Raw genomic sequence first — 19,994 nt, 5'->3', positions numbered from 1 at the left:
ATGGGCGGCTGCCTGCTATCGATACTCGAAGATCTGCCGGAAGATGCCCGGCGCAATGGCCGAGATGGGGTTCACCTCCATCTGCGGATCCTTCAGCTTGCCATAGAGACGATAGGTGATGCCGATCAGGCCGCGATCACGGCCATTGCCGAGAATGGCGCCGAACAGCGGGATTTCGCCAAAAATGCGGTTGAGCCCGTAAAGCGGCATGAAGGTGCCGGTGATCGCGATGTTGTCATTGGCGTCGAACAGCGTGCCCTGAAACGTGGTGCCGATCAGCGGACCGCGCAGAACGCCATCGCTCAGCGCCAGACTGCCCGGTCCCTTGATGATGTTGGCAAAACCACGCTCGAAGCTGACACGTGCGGCATCGACCTTGTCGCCATTGCCGCTATTGTCCGTTGCGGCGACCAGAGACCCCAGACGCGGCTCGTTGACGATGAAGAAGTTCTCGGCCGTCACGCTGCCCTGAAAGCGGCCACCGCCAGCTTCCGTCAGGGCCAGCACCATGCGCCCGCCTTCCATGTGTTCGTAGAAATCCACGAAACGCATGACCGCACCGGCATCGGAGGAATTGGCGCGAATGCCGCCTGCGTCGCGCGACAGGGAAACGCTTCCGCCAGATGCGGTGACGCCCTTTAAATCGAGCCTGCCGGTCTCACCGGCCCCCGCCTTGTAGTCAAGCGATACATCGCGCATCACTTCGCCCCCGAAACCGGACACGCGGCCGAGACGGGCGTCGAATGTGATGCCCGCGTCTGCGCCGTCATCATCGCCACCTGACGCGCCCTGCCGCGCACCCAGATAGTATTTCACCATGGCGCGGCCATCGACCGACGCGCCGCGCACCGACACATTGTAGGCGGAACCTGAACGGTTGATGGAGACGGAGAAATCGTCACCCCGGTTCAGCCGTGCCTTGTCGAAGCGGGCCGATGCGAGCCGACCGCCCGCAATGGTGATGCGCCCGGTTGCGGAAAAGGTCTTTCCGGAAAGCCTGAAATCCGTGAGTTCCATGGAGGATGATTTCTCATCCAGAATGAAGGAAGCGGTGGCTGGAATGCCCGCTCCCTTGCTCCAGTTGATCCAGGGCAGCGTCAGGCGCGTCTTGTCCAGATTGACCTTGAGCGCCTTGCGTCCATCCTCAAGCTCGTCATAGTCGACCGTCATCGGACCGGAGAGAATGCCATCAAGGCCCGGCACGATCTTTCGCCGCGCCGCATCGTCAAGCGTCAGTTCGATCCTGCGCGAGCGCGCCTGATCGGATTCGCCAAAGGGTTCCACCAGTTCGAGCCGCGCCGGCACGCCGTTGAGTGTGGCGGTGGCCGAAATATCCGCCCGCCCCGGCTCGACCATGAGCACGCCATCGGCATTGGCGACCATTTGCCCGTTGAAGGGTTTGGAGATCGAGAGGTCGGAGTATTCAAGCGTCGCCCGCCAGCCAAGCTGGTCGCGCGGAATGCCGTCGCTCAGGGGGATGTCGGCTGTCACATGACCGGTAACGTCACCGGTCACGTCCTTGGGCGTCAGATCGATGCGCTCTGACACGTCGATGGGCTCGTAGGAGGCCAGTTCGACGACGGCGGGCGCCTTGCCGGCAACATCAATGGCGAGCTTGCCGATGCGCGGCTTCACATGCGCGTTGCGAACGGACAGCGTGCCATTGCTGGCCGCAACCTGCCGTCCGCTTGGCATGAAGACGGTGCCCGCCTCGATGGCAATATCGATGTCGGAGCCCTTGAAGGCGATGCTGCCGGCGGCGTCCCGCACCGGCGGAATGCGGCCTGCAATATCGAAACGGGCATCAGCGACGGAGAATGCGCCGTTCACTTCCTCATCGTTCAGCGGCTGGCCATTGCCGAACCGGCCGGGCGGAACGCGCAAACGCAGATTGCCTTCCACCACATGCCCGCCAAACAGGTTTTCAAGCACCCATTCCCGTGCGCCCGAGGCCGCAAACCACGGCCAGAACTGCTTGACCTCATTGGTCGGCATGCCGCTCGTATAGACGGCAAGCGAAAGCCCGGGCGTCTTGCCGGCTTCCAGCGTTACAGCAGCGCTTGCGGTGATGACGCCGGATGTCGTTGCGATACGGATCGTATCGCCGACGATGCGGCCGCTGCCGGTGTCGATGCGTCCGGAAACACCCGCCACGAAGGGAACGGCAGCCTGCGGTGAATCGAGTGGAGCGATGGTCGATTTCGGACTGACCAGATCGAAGCCATAAAGCGCGCTGTCGGCCTCCTCGTTCTCAAGAGGAACGATCCTGCCGGTAACGTTGAAGACCGAACGGCCGACAACGAGGTTTGCCTGATTGATGACGATCATGCCGGCTTCACGGCCAATCTCGGCGCGGATACGGCCCGTTGCGGTCAGAATGCCATCTTCGCCAAGATCAAACGGCGCTTCCTGCAGCGCCACCTCGAACTGTAGCCTGCCTTTTCCGACCTCCTGCTCGCCGCCCTTGAGCGATAGCCTTGTGGCGGCAAGAAGCGCATCGGCTCCCTTCAGTTCACCAGCAACGGACCGCGCCGCCTCCAGAAGCGTTGGATCGGGGGAACCGATTTCCACCTCGAGCGACTTGATCGGTCCATCGGCAAGCGGGCGAAGCGCCGATCCGACAAGCTCCACCTCCCGCTCACCAAGCGCCGCATTGGCCCTGAATTCCAGCTTTCCCGAAGGTGCGAGCGCGGCATTGACGTCGAGGGCTACGGCGCGGCCCGTCTCGTCATCCAGAACAATCTCGACATCACGCATGCGCAGATAGCGCGTTCCGGTGCGCTCGGAGATCGCATAGACCCGCCGCAGGCCCGCAAACACGCTCTCTTCCAGAACAGACGGATCGATGGGCTTTTGCCAGCGGGCAACCGCTGCAACCTCGTCGGACTTCGCGGAAAGTGCTGACAGGTGCACCCGCGCGCCGGAAAGCTCGACGCTTCCCACTTCCACTTTCCCGCTCAGAAGCGGGAGCAGACGGAATCCGATACGCAAAACGTCCGCATCGACCATTCTGTGGCCAGTCTCGGCCTTGCTCAGATGCGCATCGCGGATTTCCAGAGCAACCAGACTGCGATCACTCAGAACCAGCCCGAGCTCCCCCATGTCGGTCTGGATTTCGTAACCGGCGGCGGAGGTCAGCGCCCTTTGGGCAGCGGCGCGGAGGCGATCCTGCCCGATGGAGCCGGTGCCAACGAACTGAAGCAGAAGGCCGGCCAGCACAAGAAGCGCGATCAGGGAGACCAGAACAATGAGAATGCGCCGGCACCACAGCCAGAACAGCGAACGCCGCAGCACGCCACGAGCCCTGCCCTCAGTCGAAGGGAAGGTCTCCAAAGCCGCTATCTCGCCCCGTCTGAACCTGATTTTCCTGTGAGAAGCGCCTTCCTGATCCACAACCGTTCCCGTCGACACACCGCAGCCATGGACGAATCCATCGACATCATTATATCTCTCCCTTTCATCGCCTATCCACAAACAGGGGAAAGAAAATGACAGAACCCGTCAAAGGAAGCGAAGCACCGGATTTTGTGCTGCCAGCCGATGGCGGCAGCGAGGTCAGATTGTCCGACTTTCGCGGCAAGACGGTTGTGCTCTTCTTTTACCCCAAGGACAACACCAGCGGCTGCACGGTCGAGGCCATCGACTTCACCGCACTGAAGCCCGAATTCGACGTGGTCGATACGGTCGTGCTGGGCATGTCTCCCGACAGCCCCAAGAGCCATGACAAGTTCAAGACCAAGCACGGCCTTACCGTCGGCCTTGTTTCCGATCAGGAAAAAGAAACGCTGCAGGCCTATGGCGTGTGGGTCGAGAAGAGCATGTATGGCCGCAAATATATGGGTGTGGAACGCTCCACCTTCCTGATCGATCCTGAAGGCCGCATTGCGGAAGTGTGGCGCAAGGTGAAGGTGCCCGGTCACGCACAGGCCGTTCTCGAGGCCGCCAAGAAGCTCAGGCAGGTCGCCTAGAGCAGCTCCGGTCAGGCAGGATCGCCTGACGTGCGCATACAGGCGGGAATGATAAAATATAGCGGAGCAGCACACCTGCCCCGCTTTCTTTAACGCCACACCTGATCGGGAAAAGCTTTATTAACCCTAATCAAGTGTAATCAAAATCGAACAAAGCTCACCTGCAACGAAGTTCGATTTTCTGATGCGTTCACAGCAATCTGCGGTTTTCGGCAAGCGAAAAGAGCCCCACACGATCATCATCGCGCGGGGTGAAAAGATACGACATTTCACTGTTCGCCCATGGATGGCCGCATCAGTGGGCTCAGCGATCGCTGCGATCGGCATCGGCTACATTCTTGCAACGTCCTATCTGGTTATGCGCGACGATCTGATCGGCGCGACGGTGGCCCGGCAGGCCCGCATCCAGCAGGCCTATGAAGACCGTATCTCGTCGCTGCGCGCCCAGCTCGACCGCGTGACCAGCCGTCAATTGCTCGACCAGCAGTTCATGCAGGAAAAGGTGGGCGAACTTCTTGCCCGGCAGGATCAGCTGACCAAGCGCCAGAGCCGCCTGGAACCGGTTCTAAACCGCGCCGGCACGGAACTCCTGCCCAAAAAGGGGCCGGTTCCCGCCCCGCGCCCACAGATCAAGGCCGACACCGAGCCGCTTCTCGATCCGACACGGACCGGCAGCATCGCCGTTGCAGCACTGGCTCCCACCAAAGCCGACACTGTCCCATGGCCGCTTCGTTCGCAGACGCAATCGGACGACCGACCGCTTTCTGCCGCAGACAAGGCCGATTTTCTCTTCGTGAAGCTCAACCGCGCGCTCGCATCAATCGAGACGGAGCAGATCGACCGCGTCAGGACGCTGGCCGACAACGCCTATCAGAGCGCCGAGGTCATCGCGGACGCACTTGATGATGTCGGGGTCCGCGTTTCGGAAGACGAGCGCGAACAGCATGTCGGCGGCCCGCTTCTGACATCGGCCAGTGCGCTCGCCTTCGAAGACCAGGTACGCGACTTGGACGATGCGCTGTCTCGCCTCAACGACATCAAGGGCAAGGCGCGCGCGCTGCCGCTGGCCAATCCGGTTCCCGGTGCGCAGATCACCAGCCGCTTCGGCTCCCGCCGCGACCCGTTTCTGGGTCGCAGGGCGCATCACTCCGGCATGGACTTTCGCGCCCGGACAGGAGCGCCCATTCACGCGGCCGGCGTCGGCACCGTCATCAAGTCCGGCTGGAACGGTGGTTACGGACGCATGGTCGAAATCGACCATGGCAACGGACTGACCACACGCTACGCGCATATGAGCAAGCTTCTGGTCAAGAAGGGCGAGAAGGTCGAGCCGGGAACGCTGATCGGCAAGGTCGGCTCCAGTGGTCGCTCCACCGGCCCTCACCTGCACTATGAAGTGCGCAAGGGTGGTACGGCCATCAATCCCTCGCAGTTCATCACGGCTGGTCGAAAGGTCGCCGCGTTTCTCAAGGACGGCTCCTGAGATGCAAAACGGGCGAGCCTGAGGCCCGCCCGCTGTTCTACTCTTCACGCCGACGCATAAGCCGGTTCAGGCGAGGTCTTCGACCTCGGCCCCTTCCCCGCCATGCACGCGCTGCGAAAGTGCGGCTTCCATGAACGCATCAAGCTTGCCGTCGAGCACGTCCTGCGGGCTGGTGCTTTCCACGCCTGTGCGCAGGTCCTTCACCAGCTGATAGGGCTGCATGACATAGGAGCGGATCTGGTGTCCCCAGCCGATGTCGGTCTTGGACGCCTCGGTGGCGCTGGCCGCATCTTCCCGCTTCTTCAGCTCGTCCTCGTAAATGCGCGCGCGCAGCATGTCCCACGCGGTTGCGCGGTTCTTGTGCTGGGAGCGTTCCTTCTGACACTGCACGACAATGCCGGTCGGAATGTGCGTGATGCGAACGGCCGAGTCGGTCGTGTTGACGTGCTGCCCGCCCGCGCCGGAAGCGCGATAGGTATCCACGCGCACGTCCGAATCGGGAATGTCGATCTCGATCGTGTCGTCGATGACCGGATAGACCCAGGCGCTGGCAAAGGATGTGTGCCGGCGCGCAGCGCTGTCGAAAGGCGAAATGCGAACCAGACGATGCACGCCCGATTCGGTCTTCAGCCAGCCATAGGCGTTGCGCCCCTTGATCAGAAGGGTTGCCGACTTGATGCCTGCCTCTTCGCCGTCATGGACTTCCATGACATCGACCTTCATGCCGCGACGTTCGGCCCAGCGCGTGTACATGCGCAGCAGGATCTGTGCCCAGTCCTGACTCTCGGTGCCGCCGGCGCCTGCATGGATTTCGAGATAGGTGTCGTTGCCATCGGCCTCGCCGGAGAGCAGCGTCTCCACCTGACGCGCGGCAATCTCGTCCTTGAGCACTTTGAGCGCGCTCTCGGCTTCCGTCACCACGTCAGCGTCGCCCTCTTCCTCACCAAGCTCGATGAGGCCGATATTGTCCTCAAGCGCCTGGGTCAGATCACGGACCCCGCTGATATTGTCCTCCAGCATCTGACGTTCGCGCATCAGCTTCTGCGCCTCCTGCGGATCGTTCCACAGATCGGCCTCTTCAGCGCGCGAATTCAGGTATTCCAGCCTCTTTACTGCTTCATCCCAGTCAAAGATGCCTCCTCAGCAGGCTTATGGCCTGCTTGATTTCGTCGACAAGATTTTCGGTTTCCGCACGCATTGCAGATCAACACCTCGGCTTTGTTGGATTTTTCAGGAAACGCTTCCTGAATCGCGACGGACCATATGAACCGCGCCCGCCTGTGTAAAGCGGGCGCGTCACAGATTCAGAACGCTGCGTCAGTAGAGGCCGCCGGCGCCGGAATTCACCGCCCGGTTGGCCTGTGGCGAAACAACCCGCGGCCCGCCCATGCCTTCCAAATCTTCCATGCCGATCACCCAGTAGCTGTCGGCCGGTCCCGTGCCGGGCTTGAAGGCTTCCATGATGACGCCCGGCTGGCCCGACTCGGCGCGCATGCCGGTCTTGCGGTCAATCGGGATGATGTTCATGCCCTCGGGCACCTGGAAGTCCACCGGGCGCATGTCCTGGAGCGCATTGCCCATGAACTCCTTGAAGATCGGCGCGGCCAGACCGCCACCGGTCGAACCACGGCCCATCGGGCGCGGCGTGTCGAAGCCCATGAAGACGCCAACCACGAGATCAGGCGTGTAGCCAACGAACCAGGCGTCCTTCTCGTCATTGGTGGTGCCGGTCTTGCCAGCGATGGGACGGCCGAGTTCGGCAATGGAGGTTGCCGTACCGCGCTTCACCACGCCTTCCATCATGGAGGTGATCTGGTAGGCGGTCATCGGGTCGAGAACCTGCTCGCGATCATTGATGATCTCGGGCTCTTCCTGATTGGTCCATTCGCTGGCAACACAGCCCACGCATTCGCGACGGTCATGCTTGTAGACAGTCTTGCCGTAGCGATCCTGAATACGGTCGATCAGCGACGGAACGATCTGCTTGCCGCCATTGGCCATGACCGCATAGGCGGAAACCATGCGCATGACTGTGGTTTCGCCCGAGCCGAGCGACATGGCCAGAACCGGCAGCATCTTGTCGTAGATGCCGAAATGCTCGGCATAATCGGCAACGAGCGGCATGCCCATATCCTTGGCAAGCCGCACGGTCATCAGGTTACGCGAACGCTCGATACCGGCGCGCAGGGTCGAAGGGCCGGCAAACTTGCCGCCGTAGTTCTTCGGCTCCCACACATCATTGCCGACCTGCACCGAGATCGGAGCATCAAGCACCACGGAGGCAGGCGTGTAACCATTGTCGAGCGCGGCGGCATAGACGACCGGCTTGAAGGCCGAGCCGGGCTGACGATAGGCCTGCGTTGCACGGTTGAATTCGGATTCGGCGTAGGAGAAGCCGCCGACCATGGCCAGAACGCGGCCCGTGTGCGGGTCCATGGCGACAAGCGCGCCCTCAACCTCGGGCACCTGGCGCAGCGTCCACGCGCGGTCCGTGTCAGCTTTCTTCTCAACAAAGATCACATCGCCCGGCTTCAGAACGTCGGACTGGCGTTCCGCCTTGAGGCGCTTGCCGTCCACCACGTGCCGCATGGCCCATTTCATGTCTTCCAGCGCAATCGTACCGGTCGTGCGTTCCTCGGACAGTGCGCCAGAAACCTCACGCTCAGGCTTGAGGCCAATGGAAATCTTGTTGTCTTCGGTTCCAAGAACCACGGCCACATTCCACTCGGGAACATCGCTCAGCCCATCGACTTCGCCGAGGGCTGCACCCCAGTCGCCGGAAACGTCGATCTGCGTGACCGGTCCGCGATAGCCGCGCAGCGTGTCATAGCGCAGAAGGCCATTGTGCAGCGCCTTGCGCGCATAAAGCTGCATCTGCGGATCAAGCGTGGTGCGGACGGAAAGGCCGCCCTCGTAGAGCGCATCTTCGCCATAGCGCGAAATGATGTCGCGGCGCACTTCCTCGGTGAAGTACTCGCCGGCGAACAGATAGGTGCCCCGGCGACGCGGCGAAACGTTGAGGCCGGTGTTCTTGGCCTTCTCGCCCTCTTCAGCCGTGGCGTAACCATTCTCGACCATCTGGTCGATCACCCAGTTGCGGCGCTCGATGGCGCGCTCGGTGTGACGGAAGGGATGGTAGTTCGACGGGCCCTTGGGAAGAGCAGCGAGATAGGCCGCTTCTTCCAGCGTCAGCTCGTTGACCGACTTGTCGAAATAGGTCAGCGCAGCGCCGGCGATGCCGTAAGCACCGAGACCGAAGAAAATCTCGTTCAGATAGAGTTCGAGGATGCGATCCTTGGAATAGGCCTGCTCGATGCGGAAGGAGAGCACCATCTCCTTGATCTTGCGCTGCATGGTCTGGTCGGAGGTGAGAAGGAAGTTCTTCGCCACCTGCTGCGTGATCGTGGACGCGCCGACCGGACGCCGGCCCGAACCCAGATTGCGCGCATTGGTCACCACGGCGCGGGCAAGGCCCGTCACGTCGATGCCCGGATGCTTGTAGAAATTCTTGTCTTCTGCGGAAAGGAACGCAGCCTTGACGCGATCCGGAACGGCCTGGATCGGAAGGTAGAGGCGACGCTCGCGCGCGAACTCGGCCATGAGAGCGCCATCGGAGGCGTGAACGCGGGTCGTGACCGGCGGCTCATATTTCGCCAGCACCTCGTAATCGGGCAGATCCTTGGTCAGATCGCCGATGTAGAGCGCGATGCCCGCAGCCACCAGCAGCGCCAGCACAATGCCGACGCCGAAGAAATACCCGATGAGACGTATCATGCCCGCTCCAATTCAAGCCCGGTCGCAACTTCACCGCCCGTCAGCGGCAACTGCCCCGCGCAGCCTTTCCAAGTCTTATCGGCAGGACAAAGAGGGACAGGCGAATGGTGGATTGCCACCGCAACGCAGTCCGCTGTCTTCATTCCATGCGATTCCAATATACCATTTCTTTTCACGATCTTCGCCCGCTCGTGCAAGGACAGCCGGAAAATCATGCGCCTGCTCTTAATGCCTCACGCTTGTGGGCAAAATACGGCGATTGCAGCGCCCCGGGCGCGAACAGCACAAAACGGGAGCGCCGTTGCAGACTTGCAACGAATTGGGCTCTGAGATCAACCTCCAGCTGCACCATTTGCCTTGGCAAAATAGCTGATCGCATCAATGATCGCCGCCATTGTCTTCTCCCGCCATGCCGGATCGCGCAGCTGCGCTTCGTCCTTCGGATTGGAAAGATAGCCCAGTTCCAGAAGAACCGAGGGGATATCCGGGGCGCGCAGAACGCGGAAACCCGCATAGCGATGCGGGTTTTTCACCATCTGCACGGTGCTCGACAGTTCGCCGATGAGCGTGCGCGCAAAGCGGATGGAGAAGGCGTGGGTCTCGCGCCGGATGAGATCGACCAGAATATCCTCGACCTCGTCCTGCTCTTCTTCCGGCACCTTGCCGGCGATCTCGTCAGACAGGTTTTCGCGTGCAGCGGTTGCCGCAGCCTCGGCGTCGGACGCCTTGTCGGAAACCGTGTAGACGGTCGCACCGCGCACGCTGCGAATGGCAATCGCATCGGCATGGACCGAAACGAAGAGGTCAGCCCCCTTCTCCCGCGCAATGCGCACGCGCTCGTCAAGACGCAGGAAACGGTCATCCTCTCGTGTGAGAACAACGCGATACCGGCCAGTCTCCTCGAGCTTTTTCTTGAGTTCGAGCGAGAACAGAAGCGTGATCTGTTTTTCGACCGTACCGTTCACGCCACGCGCGCCACCATCGGCGCCGCCATGCCCCGCATCAAGCGCAACGGTGAAACGATCCTTCATCGCAACGGCCTCGTCCTTGGCGGAACCAAGGTCGGGCGGCGTCATGCTGGCCCGCAGGGCCTTGTCAAAATCCTCAACGGAACTGGCGCGCATTTCGATGATGAGGCGAAACCCGTCGGAGGTCTCGTTCTTCATAACCTCGGCCTTTTCGACCGAGAACGGCCCCTTGGCGTTGAAGAGCAGACGCGCGCGCTGCGCATCGACGGCGCCATATTGCACACCGGCAACCAGCCCCCGTGGCTCCAGCTCCAGAGGATCGAAGGTGAATTCGGTGGCCGGCATGTCGATCACCAGCCGGTTGGGATCGCGCAGGAGGAACCAGCGAAAATCGGGCGCGCGGTCGAAATGCACGACGATGCGCGTGTATTGCTGGTCACCGGCCATCTTGTAGTCATGCGCCTTGAGCGCAGGACCATCGGCAAGGGCATTGTTGAGAACGAGAAAGAGCCCGGTGAGGACAACCGTCAAAAAAAACGCTGGTCTGTGCAAAACCGCTTCTCTCCGATGCGTCATGCGGATTTAGTCGAATCAACCCCATTTCCAGCGAAAGAAAATGGCAATTTTTCTTCGAATCGACCGCCAACGATCATATTTTATGCGCTGTGCAGGGACATTGGGCAAATAAGCTGGATGATATTTGCAGGCCGCCCCAGCCAGGGCGCGATAGAAATCAGGGTTGCCAATACAACTGTCAAATCATAAAAGCATCTTTGAATCATCGCGATATCCGTCCTTGGTTTGAGTCCCAGCTGACAAACGGCGATGAGCAACGGGGCAAACCTTTATCCGCCGCCGCAAACCCGAACGGGTGGTGATTCAAGAGGAATTTTTCAGGGCCTTCCTCGAGCATGGAAGCCCTGGCTTCAGGAAACGGCCGGACCATCACTGTCCGCGCCGGCTCTACATGAGCAAAAGCTGGCCCGCAAAATCGGGCCTTGGTTGAAACGGTTCTGCCGGGCGATGGAATGGCATCAGGCGCAATTGGAACGAGATCCGGATTGAAACGCACCGCAAGCTCGGTGCTCCGGCCCAATTTGGCGCGGCCTTCAACGCCGGCGAGCCTCAGATTATCCGGCACAGATTGTCACGTTGGCTTGCGGCTACGCCCGTCGAGCCCGGCCCGACAATCTTTCCTTGCCGGGGAGACAAGTATTTATGCCAAACAAAATGCTGATAGATGCCTCCCATCCGGAGGAAACGAGGGTTGTTGTCCTTCGCGGTAATCGCATCGAAGAGTTTGATTTCGAATCTCAGGATAAGAAGCAGCTTCGCGGTAATATTTATCTGGCACGCGTCACACGCGTCGAACCTTCCCTTCAGGCAGCCTTCGTAGAGTATGGTGGCAACCGGCATGGCTTTCTCGCTTTCAGCGAAATCCATCCCGACTATTACCAGATCCCCGTAGCCGACCGTCAGGCGCTTCTGGAGGCCGAAGCCGCAGAAGCCAAGGCCGATGACGACGACGAAGACAGCGAGCCCCGCCAGGCACAGAAAGGCGGACGCAAGCGCCGCCGCGCCAGCACCCGCAAGAAGACCGCCCAGCAGGACGACGCTTCCCAGGACGACGCTTCCCAGGACGAGGCTGCACAGGAAGAGGCTGCACAGGAAGAGGACGGCGACAGCGACGCCATTGCCGAGGCGCAACCTGAAGCCGAGGCGGACGCCGACGCGGTTTCCGACGACGATGCCGACACTGCGCAGGACGCGGACGGCGAAGACAAGCCGCAGGCCATGGCTGCAGAGGCCTCTGCCGACGTGGTTTCGGAAGAGCCGCGCAGCCGGCGCTCGCGCCGCAACCGGTCCGATGACGATAACAATGGCAACGACGACGAAGACGACGTCGACACGGTTGGCGCTGACGATGCGATGGAAGAAGCGCAGCCCTCGCGCCGCGCCGCCCGCAAGAACTACAAGATCCAGGAGGTCATCAAGCGCCGCCAGATCCTGCTCGTTCAGGTCGTCAAGGAAGAGCGCGGCAACAAGGGCGCCGCACTGACAACCTATCTGTCGCTGGCAGGCCGCTACTCGGTTCTGATGCCCAACACCGCACGCGGTGGCGGCATTTCCCGCAAGATCACCAATGTGCAGGACCGCAAGCGCCTCAAGGATGTCGTGAAGCACCTGGAAGTGCCGCAGGGCATGGGCGTGATCCTGCGCACTGCCGGTGCAAACCGCACCAAGGCGGAGATTAAGCGCGATTACGACTACCTGATGCGCCTTTGGGAGAAGGTTCGCAGCCTGACGCTTGAATCCACGGCCCCCGCCCTCGTCTACGAGGAAGGAAGCCTCATCAAGCGGTCGGTGCGCGACCTCTACAACAAGGACATCGGGGAAATCCTGGTGGCCGGTGAGGAAGGGTATCGCGAGGCCAAGGACTTCATGCGCATGCTCATGCCGAGCCATGCCAAGGTCGTTCAGCCCTATCGCGAAGTGACGCCGATCTTTGCCGGCAACGGCATCGAGGCGCAGCTCGACCGCATGCTGCAGCCGCAGGTCACGCTGAAATCCGGCGGTTACATCATCATCAACCAGACCGAGGCTCTGGTGGCGATCGACGTGAACTCCGGCCGTTCAACGAAAGAGCACTCGATCGAGGACACCGCGCTCCAGACCAATCTGGAAGCGGCGGAGGAAGTGGCGCGTCAGTTGAGGCTGCGCGACATGGCGGGCCTGATCGTGATCGACTTCATCGACATGGAGGAGAACCGGAACAACCGGGCGGTCGAGAAGCGCCTCAAGGAATGCCTCAAGAATGACCGCGCCCGCATCCAGGTTGGCCGCATCTCGCATTTCGGCCTTCTGGAAATGTCGCGTCAGCGCATCCGGGCAAGCGTTCTGGAAAGCACCATGCAGCCCTGCCCCCATTGCGGCGGCACGGGACACATCCGCTCCGATTCGTCGGTGGCGCTCTATGTGGTGCGCTCCATCGAAGAGTACCTGCTCAAGGACGCGCGCAACGACATCGCCGTGCGCACGCCTGCGCAGACCGCGCTCTATCTGCTGAACCACAAGCGCTCCAATCTGGTCGAGATGGAAAACCGCTTTGGCGTGACCATCACGGTCGAGGCGGATGACAGCGTGGGTTCGCAGCATTTTGCGATCACCAAGCAGCAGCCCGCCGACAAGTCGGGAATGGAGCAGCCGGCAGCCCCGCAGGCGGCGCCCGCACAGGTGGTTGAAACCCCTGCCCCCGCACAGGAAGCCGAAGCCGGTGAGGATGGCGAACCGCGCAAGCGCCGCCGCAAGCGCAAGCGCCGGGGCGGCCGCAACCGCAACAATGGCGGCGCCGAGGGTGCAGAGCAGAATCAGGATCAGAACGCAGATCAGATGCCAGGCGACGACGATGCCGTCGCAGCCACGGCTGAGGATGGCGCAGCAGTTTCCGAGGATGCAGCCGAGACGAAGCCGGCAGAAGCCGGCGAAGGCGAGCGCAAGAAGCGCCATCGCGGGAAGCGTGGTGGCCGCAGGAACCGTCGCGACAGCGATACGCAGGAAGCCCAGGCCGAGGGCGACGCCTCTGTAGAGGCAGACGTTTCCGAGGACGCTCCGACTGCGGAAGGCGCAGAAGCCCCGCAGGCGGCGGCAGCAGCCGATACGCCGGTTGTTGCCGATGAGGCTCCGGCAGCTGTACCCGAGGCGCAGGCCGCCGCACCCGAGGCAGGGACAGAGGCGGAGGCTTCTGCCGAGGCAACGGATGCGCCCGCCGAGGAGAAGCCTGCTCGCAAGCCGCGCCGCCGCACCCGCAAGGCTGCTGCACCGGCTGAAACCGCGCCTGCCGAGACAGCCGACGAAGCGGCTCCAGCCATAACGGAAGAAGCGGCAGCCGAGGAAAAGCCTGCCGAAGAGGCAGCCGCTGAAGAAAAGCCGGCTCCGAAACGGCGTCGCACGACCACGCGTCGCAGCACCGCCAAGGCCAAACCGGCTGAAGACAAGCCAGCCGAAGACAAGCCGGCTGCAGAAGAGACGGTTGCCCCGGAAACCGCCGAAGAGGCTCCCAGCGAGGCAGCACCGGCCCAGAAAGCGGTCGAGGAAACGGTCGAAGAGCCTGCCAAGGAAGAAGTCGCCGTATCTTCGGAACCGGTTGTCTCCTCTTCCGAACCGGCAGAGAGCGATCGCCCCCGCAAGACCGGCTGGTGGCAGCGCAAGAGCTTCTTCTAGAGGGACGTGCGCCGGCTTCTGCAGCTGGCGCATTTGGAACACAAAAAACTGGAAGGCCGGCGCATAGCGCCGGCCTTTTTGCATTGGCGACACGGCAAGAGCACAGATCAAAACTCCATGATCGAAGACTGTTGTGCCTTCCCATTGCCCTTATGCTCGTCTACCAATTCGGCAATGCTTGAGAGAGACACCATGGTTCACAGGATTATCGCGCGGGCAGCCACGCTCTTCATGCTGGCATCCTATCTGATTGTCGTTTCGGTGCCGGCTTCACAGGCGCAGGGGCGTGTGACCGTCGTTCGTGACGCGGAAATCGAGGCTCTTGTTACCGAATATGCCGCCCCGATACTGAAGGCGGCCGGTCTGTCCCGTTCGGGGATCGACATCATTCTCGTCAACAATCGCAGCTTCAACGCCTTCGTGGATGGGCGTCGCATCTTCATTCACACCGGCGCTCTGACACAGGCTGAAACGCCCAACGAGATCATCGGCGTGATCGCTCACGAAGCCGGGCATATCGCGGGTGGACATCAGGAGCGTCTGCGCCAGCAGCTGAAGCGTGCGCAGACCATGGCCATCGTGTCGGCGCTGATCGGCATTGGAGCCGGCGTTGCAGGTGCAGCAACGGATACGCGCGGTCTGGCTTCGGCCGGTGTCGGCATGGCTGCCGGCGGTGCGGAAATGGCGCGGCGCGGCCTGCTCGGCTATCAGCGCTCCGAAGAGGTGACCGCAGACCGCACGGCCATCGATTATCTCAACAAGACCGGCCAGTCGGCCAAGGGCATGCTGACGACGTTCGACCGTCTGGCGGGCGGCCTGGCGCTCGCAGGCGTCAATGTCGATCCCTACCAGATCAGCCACCCCATGCCGCGCGAGCGTATCGCCAATCTGGAAGAGCTTGCGCGCAAGAGCCGCTTCTACGACCGCAAGGACCCGGCGCAACTTCAGCAGCGCCATGACATGATGCGCGCAAAGATCGCCGCGCATACGGAAGGCGCGCAGGCCGTACAGCGGCTGTTCAGGCAGGACCCGCGCGGCATTCCCGCCATGTATGGCGACGCGATTGCCACCTTTCTCACCGGAAATCCCCGCACGGCACTCCAGAAGGTCGATGCACTGATCTCCAAAATGCCCCGCAATCCCTATCTGCAGGAGCTGCGCGGCGACATCCTCATCAAGGCGAACCGCCCGAAGGATGCAGCCAATGCCTATGCCAGGGCGTTATCGCTTGCTCCGGGCACGCCCGGACTGCTTCAGGTGGGCTATGGGCAGGCGCTTCTGGCGACCGGTCAGCCGGACCTCGTGAAGAAGGCGGCATCGGAACTGCAGACCGGGCTTTCGCGTGAGCCGGAATTCGCCAATGGCTATCGCTACCTTGCCCAGGCCTATGGTCAGTTGGGTGACATCGCCAATGCGGAGCTTGCTTCAGCAGAGGGCTATTTTCATGCCGGCCAGTATCGCGATGCGAAGCTTTTCGCCATCAGGGCGCAGAAGCGCATGAAGCGCGGCTCGCCCGGCTGGCTGCGCGCGCAGGACATCATTCAGTACAAGGCTCCCGGTTGATCGGTGAACCTTTCGCCCCAAATGGGCCACACAACAAACAGATATCCTCAATTCAGATGAAATCGGATTTGATCATGACTCTTTCCAGCAAACTCCGCGCCCTTACGGCGGCAACCGCCCTCTTCCTGCCCGCCATGGTGCTCGGCAATGTCGCGCAGGCATCGGACGGCGCAGCGCTCGGCAAACCGGAAGTCGAACAGATCGTGCGCGACTACCTGCTCGAAAACCCGGAAATCCTGCTCGAGGTTCAGGCAGCACTCGAAACCAAGCAGCGCGAGCAGCAGGCCGAGGCCCAGAAGACGGTGCTGCAGGATCGCAAGGATGATCTCCTGAACAGCCCGCATGACGGCGTGATCGGCAATCCGGAGGCCCAGGTCACCGTGGTCGAGTTCTTCGACTACAATTGCGGATTCTGCAAACGCGCCATGGCCGACATGCAGGCGCTGCTCGAAGAGAATGACGATGTGCGCTTCGTGCTCAAGGAATTCCCCATCCTCTCCGCAGAATCGCGCGAGGCCCATGTGGTTTCCATGGCTGTTCAGGCGACCGCGCCCGAGAAGTACGCCGAGTTCCATCAGCAGCTGATGGGGTCGGAATCCCGCGCCGATGGCGAACTGGCCATGTCGATTGCGACCGGCCTTGGTCTTGATGAGGCAGCACTTCGCAAGGAAATGGAAAATCCGGAGATCCAGAAGGCTTTCGCGGAAACCTATGAACTGGCGAATCAGCTTGCGGTTACCGGAACGCCCGCCTATGTGGTCGGAAACGAGGTTGTGTTCGGCGCGCTGGGCAAGGATGTGCTCGGCGAAAAGATCGAACAGGCCCGCACGGAAAGCAACTGACGCGCACGCCGGAAGCCTCCGGAGCGCTCTGTGGACAGAGAAAGAAGCCCCTTGCCATCTTTGCGGTACGGTCTAAGCCCTCTATAGAGGAGCTTGTGATGGTGCCGCAAAAGGGCCAGGGGACGATTTTATGGCGAAAACAGTCTTCATTCTGAACGGGCCCAATCTGAATGCGCTCGGCAAGCGCGAACCCGGCATCTATGGCGGCGACACCCTTGAGGACGTCGAGAAGAACTGCCGGGACAAGGCCGCTTCACTTGGAATGGACATTGAGTTTCGCCAGTCCAATCACGAGGGCGACCTCGTTGACTGGATCCATGAGGCCGGCCAGAAAGCTGCCGGCATCGTCATCAATCCCGGCGCCTATGGGCACACGTCGATTGCATTGCATGATGCGATCCGTGCGGTGAGCCCGCTCCCGGTGATTGAGGTGCACATTTCCAACATTCATGCCCGCGAAGCGTTTCGCCACGTTTCGATGATTGCCCCGGCGGCAAAAGGCATGATTTGCGGATTGGGCACAATCGGTTATGTACTCGCGCTGGATGCGCTGGCCGCACACCGGCCGGATTGAGACAAAAGCAGGACAAAACACATGTCGACAAAAAAGACGGGGGTCGATCAGCAACTCATTCGCGAGCTTGCGACGATCCTGAACGACACCAATCTGACGGAAATCGAAGTCGAGCAGGACGACCTGCGGATTCGCGTGGCCAAGCAGGGCGCAGTCGCCGTGCAGAGCTATGCCGCTCCGGCACCCGCCCCCGCGCCCGCACCGGCTGCGCCGGCCCCGGCCGCGGCTGAAGAAGCCAAGAAGAGCCCGGCCGATTCCAAGAATGCCGTTCCTTCCCCGATGGTCGGCACCGCCTACAAGTCTCCCGCGCCCGGCGCGAACGCCTTCATCGAAGTCGGCCAGTCCGTGAAGGAAGGCCAGACGCTTCTCATCATCGAAGCGATGAAGACCATGAACCAGATTCCCGCGCCCCGTTCCGGCACCGTGACGGCGATCCTCTTCGAGGATGCGCAGCCGGTTGAGTTCGGCGAGCCGCTGGTCGTCATCGAATAGTCCGGGGCAGGCGCGCATGTTTCACAAGATCCTCATCGCCAATCGCGGCGAAATCGCCCTGCGCGTACTGCGCGCCGCCAAGGAGCTCGGCATCCAGACCGTAGCCGTGCACTCCACGGCGGACGCGGATGCGATGCATGTGCGCCTTGCCGACGAGAGCGTATGCATCGGGCCGCCGCCCTCGCGCGACAGCTATCTGAACATTCACCAGATTCTGGCCGCCTGCGAGATCACCGGCGCCGACGCCGTGCATCCGGGCTACGGCTTCCTTTCGGAAAACGCCAAGTTCTCCGAAATTCTGGCCGCACACAATCTCACCTTCATCGGCCCCTCGGCCGACCACATCCGCATCATGGGTGACAAGATCACCGCCAAGAAGACGGTGAAGGCTCTTGGCATTCCCGTGGTTCCGGGCTCCGATGGCGCCGTGACCGACGATGTGGAAGCCAAGCGCATTGCCGCCGATATCGGCTATCCGGTGCTGATCAAGGCATCGGCCGGCGGCGGCGGACGCGGCATGAAGGTTGCGCGCACCGAGGCGGACCTTGCCGAGGCGCTCTCCACCGCCCGCACGGAAGCGGGTGCGGCCTTCGGTGACGACGCGGTGTATATCGAGAAATATCTCGAAAAGCCGCGCCACATCGAGGTTCAGGTGATGGGCGATGGTGCGGGCAACGCGATCCATCTGGGCGAACGCGACTGCTCGCTGCAGCGCCGCCACCAGAAGGTGTGGGAAGAAGCCAACTCGCCTGCCCTCAATGTCGAGCAGCGCAACCGCATCGGCGAAATCGTCTCCAAGGCCATTGCCGATCTCGGCTATTCCGGCGCGGGCACGATCGAGTTTCTCTACGAGAATGGCGAATTCTACTTCATCGAGATGAACACCCGCCTGCAGGTGGAGCATCCGGTGACGGAAGCCATTACCGGCATCGATCTGGTGCATGAGCAGATCCGCGTCGCTTCCGGCGGTGGACTGTCCTGCACGCAGGATGAGGTGCGTTTCGAGGGCCATGCCATCGAGTGCCGCATCAATGCGGAAGACCCGCGCACCTTCACCCCCTCGCCGGGCACGATCACGCATTTCCATACGCCGGGCGGTCTTGGCATCCGCGTCGATTCGGGCGTCTATTCGGGCTACCGCATCCCGCCTTACTACGACAGCCTGATCGGCAAGCTGATCGTGCATGGACGCAACCGCGTCGAGTGCATGATGCGTCTGCGCCGCGCGCTGGACGAGTTCGTCGTCGACGGCATCAAGACCACGCTTCCGCTGTTCCAGGATCTGGTCGGCAATCCCGATATCGCCAATGGCGATTACGACATCCACTGGCTGGAGAATTACCTGGCGAAAACGAGCTAGAGTTTCGGTTACCCCGTTTCTCTGTCAGTGATTTAGATCGCCCTTTGTGCGTCCAGTGGACGCCGGGCGATCCAAAGCTCGCCGCCCCATGTGATTCTCCGGCGATCTGGCCGGTTGAGCACGATGGCACGACCTTTCGCACCAGGATTTCGGATCCCTCCGGATCTTCTTCTTCGCGCTTACGCCACCGGGGTTTTCCCGATGGCGGAAAGTGCCGATGACCCGGAGGTTTTCTGGGTGCGGCCGGAAATGCGCGGGGTCATCCCGCTCGATTCCTTTCACATCCCCAAAAGCCTCGCCAAGACGCTGCGCCGCGCGCCCTTCCGTATCGCCTTCGATACGGACTTTGAGGGCGTCATAGAAGGCTGTGCAGAGGCGCGGCGCGACACCGACGACACATGGATCAACGCGCCCATCCGCGAAGCCTACGGGCTTCTATTCGAGAACGGGCACTGCCACACGGTGGAAGCCTGGACGGATGAAGGGCTGGTGGGCGGGCTCTACGGCGTCACACTTGGCCGCGCCTTCTTCGGCGAGAGCATGTTCTCGCGCCAGACCGATGCCTCCAAGGTCTGCCTTGTGCATCTGGTCAAGCGCCTGCGCGAACGCGGCTTCACATTGCTCGACACGCAGTTCACAACGCCGCACCTAAAACAGTTCGGCGCGATCGACGTGCCCCGCAGCCGTTATGAGCAGATGCTTCAGGACGCGCTGCAAAAGGGCGAAGCGCGCTTCAGCCCCTGACAGTC

The 19,994-nt window shown here is 61.6% G+C and carries 13 protein-coding genes; 9 read left to right on the top strand and 4 right to left on the bottom strand.

The window, feature by feature from the left end:
• Positions 1 to 15: 15 nt before the first annotated feature.
• Complete coding sequence (locus NDI72_RS14790) at positions 16 to 3,294, bottom strand: YhdP family protein (RefSeq protein WP_283800820.1); 3,279 nt, start codon at positions 3,292 to 3,294, stop codon at positions 16 to 18.
• Between the two features lie 194 nt (positions 3,295 to 3,488).
• Between NDI72_RS14790 and NDI72_RS14785 the strand changes: the two genes are divergently transcribed.
• Entirely contained in the window at positions 3,489 to 3,968 is a 480-nt protein-coding gene (locus NDI72_RS14785) for a peroxiredoxin (protein WP_283800819.1), read from the top strand.
• Positions 3,969 to 4,149: 181 nt separating this feature from the next.
• Entirely contained in the window at positions 4,150 to 5,451 is a 1,302-nt protein-coding gene (locus tag NDI72_RS14780; RefSeq protein WP_283800836.1) for a M23 family metallopeptidase, read from the top strand.
• Between the two features lie 66 nt (positions 5,452 to 5,517).
• Here the strand turns inward: NDI72_RS14780 and prfB are convergent.
• From prfB to NDI72_RS14765, 3 genes are all read right to left on the bottom strand, one after another.
• Positions 5,518 to 6,649, bottom strand: a protein-coding gene (prfB, locus tag NDI72_RS14775; protein WP_113155324.1) for a peptide chain release factor 2 whose coding sequence is annotated in 2 segments (ribosomal slippage) — positions 5,518 to 6,579 and positions 6,581 to 6,649 — 1,131 coding nt in all. Because the reading frame shifts where the segments join, the coding sequence is not laid out codon by codon here.
• Positions 6,650 to 6,768: 119 nt separating this feature from the next.
• Complete coding sequence (locus tag NDI72_RS14770) at positions 6,769 to 9,225, bottom strand: penicillin-binding protein 1A (RefSeq protein WP_283800818.1); 2,457 nt, start codon at positions 9,223 to 9,225, stop codon at positions 6,769 to 6,771.
• A 332-nt stretch (positions 9,226 to 9,557) separates the two neighbouring features.
• The gene (locus tag NDI72_RS14765; protein ID WP_222473919.1) at positions 9,558 to 10,724 is read right to left on the bottom strand and encodes an N-acetylmuramoyl-L-alanine amidase; all 1,167 of its coding nucleotides are present in this window, start codon (positions 10,722 to 10,724) and stop codon (positions 9,558 to 9,560) included.
• Between the two features lie 687 nt (positions 10,725 to 11,411).
• Between NDI72_RS14765 and NDI72_RS14760 the strand changes: the two genes are divergently transcribed.
• The 7 genes from NDI72_RS14760 to aat all read left to right on the top strand — a co-directional run bounded on the left by NDI72_RS14760 (position 11,412) and on the right by aat (position 19,989).
• On the top strand, positions 11,412 to 14,414 hold the full coding sequence (locus NDI72_RS14760) for an Rne/Rng family ribonuclease (RefSeq protein WP_283800817.1): 3,003 nt from the start codon (positions 11,412 to 11,414) through the stop codon (positions 14,412 to 14,414).
• Between the two features lie 192 nt (positions 14,415 to 14,606).
• On the top strand, positions 14,607 to 15,977 hold the full coding sequence (locus NDI72_RS14755; protein ID WP_113155328.1) for a M48 family metalloprotease: 1,371 nt from the start codon (positions 14,607 to 14,609) through the stop codon (positions 15,975 to 15,977).
• Between the two features lie 74 nt (positions 15,978 to 16,051).
• On the top strand, positions 16,052 to 16,819 hold the full coding sequence (locus tag NDI72_RS14750) for a DsbA family protein (protein WP_206547496.1): 768 nt from the start codon (positions 16,052 to 16,054) through the stop codon (positions 16,817 to 16,819).
• A 130-nt stretch (positions 16,820 to 16,949) separates the two neighbouring features.
• Positions 16,950 to 17,393: a type II 3-dehydroquinate dehydratase gene (gene aroQ, locus NDI72_RS14745; protein ID WP_206547495.1), complete on the top strand. Its 444-nt coding sequence runs from the start codon at positions 16,950 to 16,952 to the stop codon at positions 17,391 to 17,393.
• A gap of 21 nt (positions 17,394 to 17,414) precedes the next feature.
• Positions 17,415 to 17,885 carry an acetyl-CoA carboxylase biotin carboxyl carrier protein gene (gene accB, locus NDI72_RS14740; RefSeq protein WP_113155330.1) on the top strand — a complete coding sequence of 157 codons (471 nt, stop codon included), beginning with the start codon at positions 17,415 to 17,417 and terminating at the stop codon, positions 17,883 to 17,885.
• A gap of 16 nt (positions 17,886 to 17,901) precedes the next feature.
• The gene (accC, locus tag NDI72_RS14735) at positions 17,902 to 19,245 is read left to right on the top strand and encodes an acetyl-CoA carboxylase biotin carboxylase subunit (protein ID WP_113155331.1); all 1,344 of its coding nucleotides are present in this window, start codon (positions 17,902 to 17,904) and stop codon (positions 19,243 to 19,245) included.
• A gap of 123 nt (positions 19,246 to 19,368) precedes the next feature.
• Positions 19,369 to 19,989: a leucyl/phenylalanyl-tRNA--protein transferase gene (gene aat, locus NDI72_RS14730; RefSeq protein WP_283800816.1), complete on the top strand. Its 621-nt coding sequence runs from the start codon at positions 19,369 to 19,371 to the stop codon at positions 19,987 to 19,989.
• The last annotated feature ends 5 nt before the right edge of the window (positions 19,990 to 19,994 follow it).

Source organism: Nitratireductor sp. GZWM139, assembly GCF_030068685.1.
GTDB classification, from domain to species: Bacteria; Pseudomonadota; Alphaproteobacteria; order Rhizobiales; family Rhizobiaceae; genus Nitratireductor; species Nitratireductor aquimarinus.
The sequence above is the reverse complement of the archived record's forward strand: the minus strand, read 5'-3'. Positions and strand labels throughout refer to the sequence as shown.

What these genes read in the sequence shown, in the direction of transcription:
- NDI72_RS14785 (WP_283800819.1), top strand. Translation starts at nt 3,489, where the DNA reads ATGACAGAACCCGTCAAAGGAAGCGAAGCACCGGATTTTGTGCTGCCA.
- NDI72_RS14770 (WP_283800818.1), bottom strand. Translation starts at nt 9,225, where the DNA reads ATGATACGTCTCATCGGGTATTTCTTCGGCGTCGGCATTGTGCTGGCG.
- NDI72_RS14760 (WP_283800817.1), top strand. Translation starts at nt 11,412, where the DNA reads ATGCCAAACAAAATGCTGATAGATGCCTCCCATCCGGAGGAAACGAGG.
- NDI72_RS14755 (WP_113155328.1), top strand. Translation starts at nt 14,607, where the DNA reads ATGGTTCACAGGATTATCGCGCGGGCAGCCACGCTCTTCATGCTGGCA.
- NDI72_RS14750 (WP_206547496.1), top strand. Translation starts at nt 16,052, where the DNA reads ATGACTCTTTCCAGCAAACTCCGCGCCCTTACGGCGGCAACCGCCCTC.
- aroQ (WP_206547495.1), top strand. Translation starts at nt 16,950, where the DNA reads ATGGCGAAAACAGTCTTCATTCTGAACGGGCCCAATCTGAATGCGCTC.
- accB (WP_113155330.1), top strand. Translation starts at nt 17,415, where the DNA reads ATGTCGACAAAAAAGACGGGGGTCGATCAGCAACTCATTCGCGAGCTT.
- accC (WP_113155331.1), top strand. Translation starts at nt 17,902, where the DNA reads ATGTTTCACAAGATCCTCATCGCCAATCGCGGCGAAATCGCCCTGCGC.
- aat (WP_283800816.1), top strand. Translation starts at nt 19,369, where the DNA reads ATGGCACGACCTTTCGCACCAGGATTTCGGATCCCTCCGGATCTTCTT.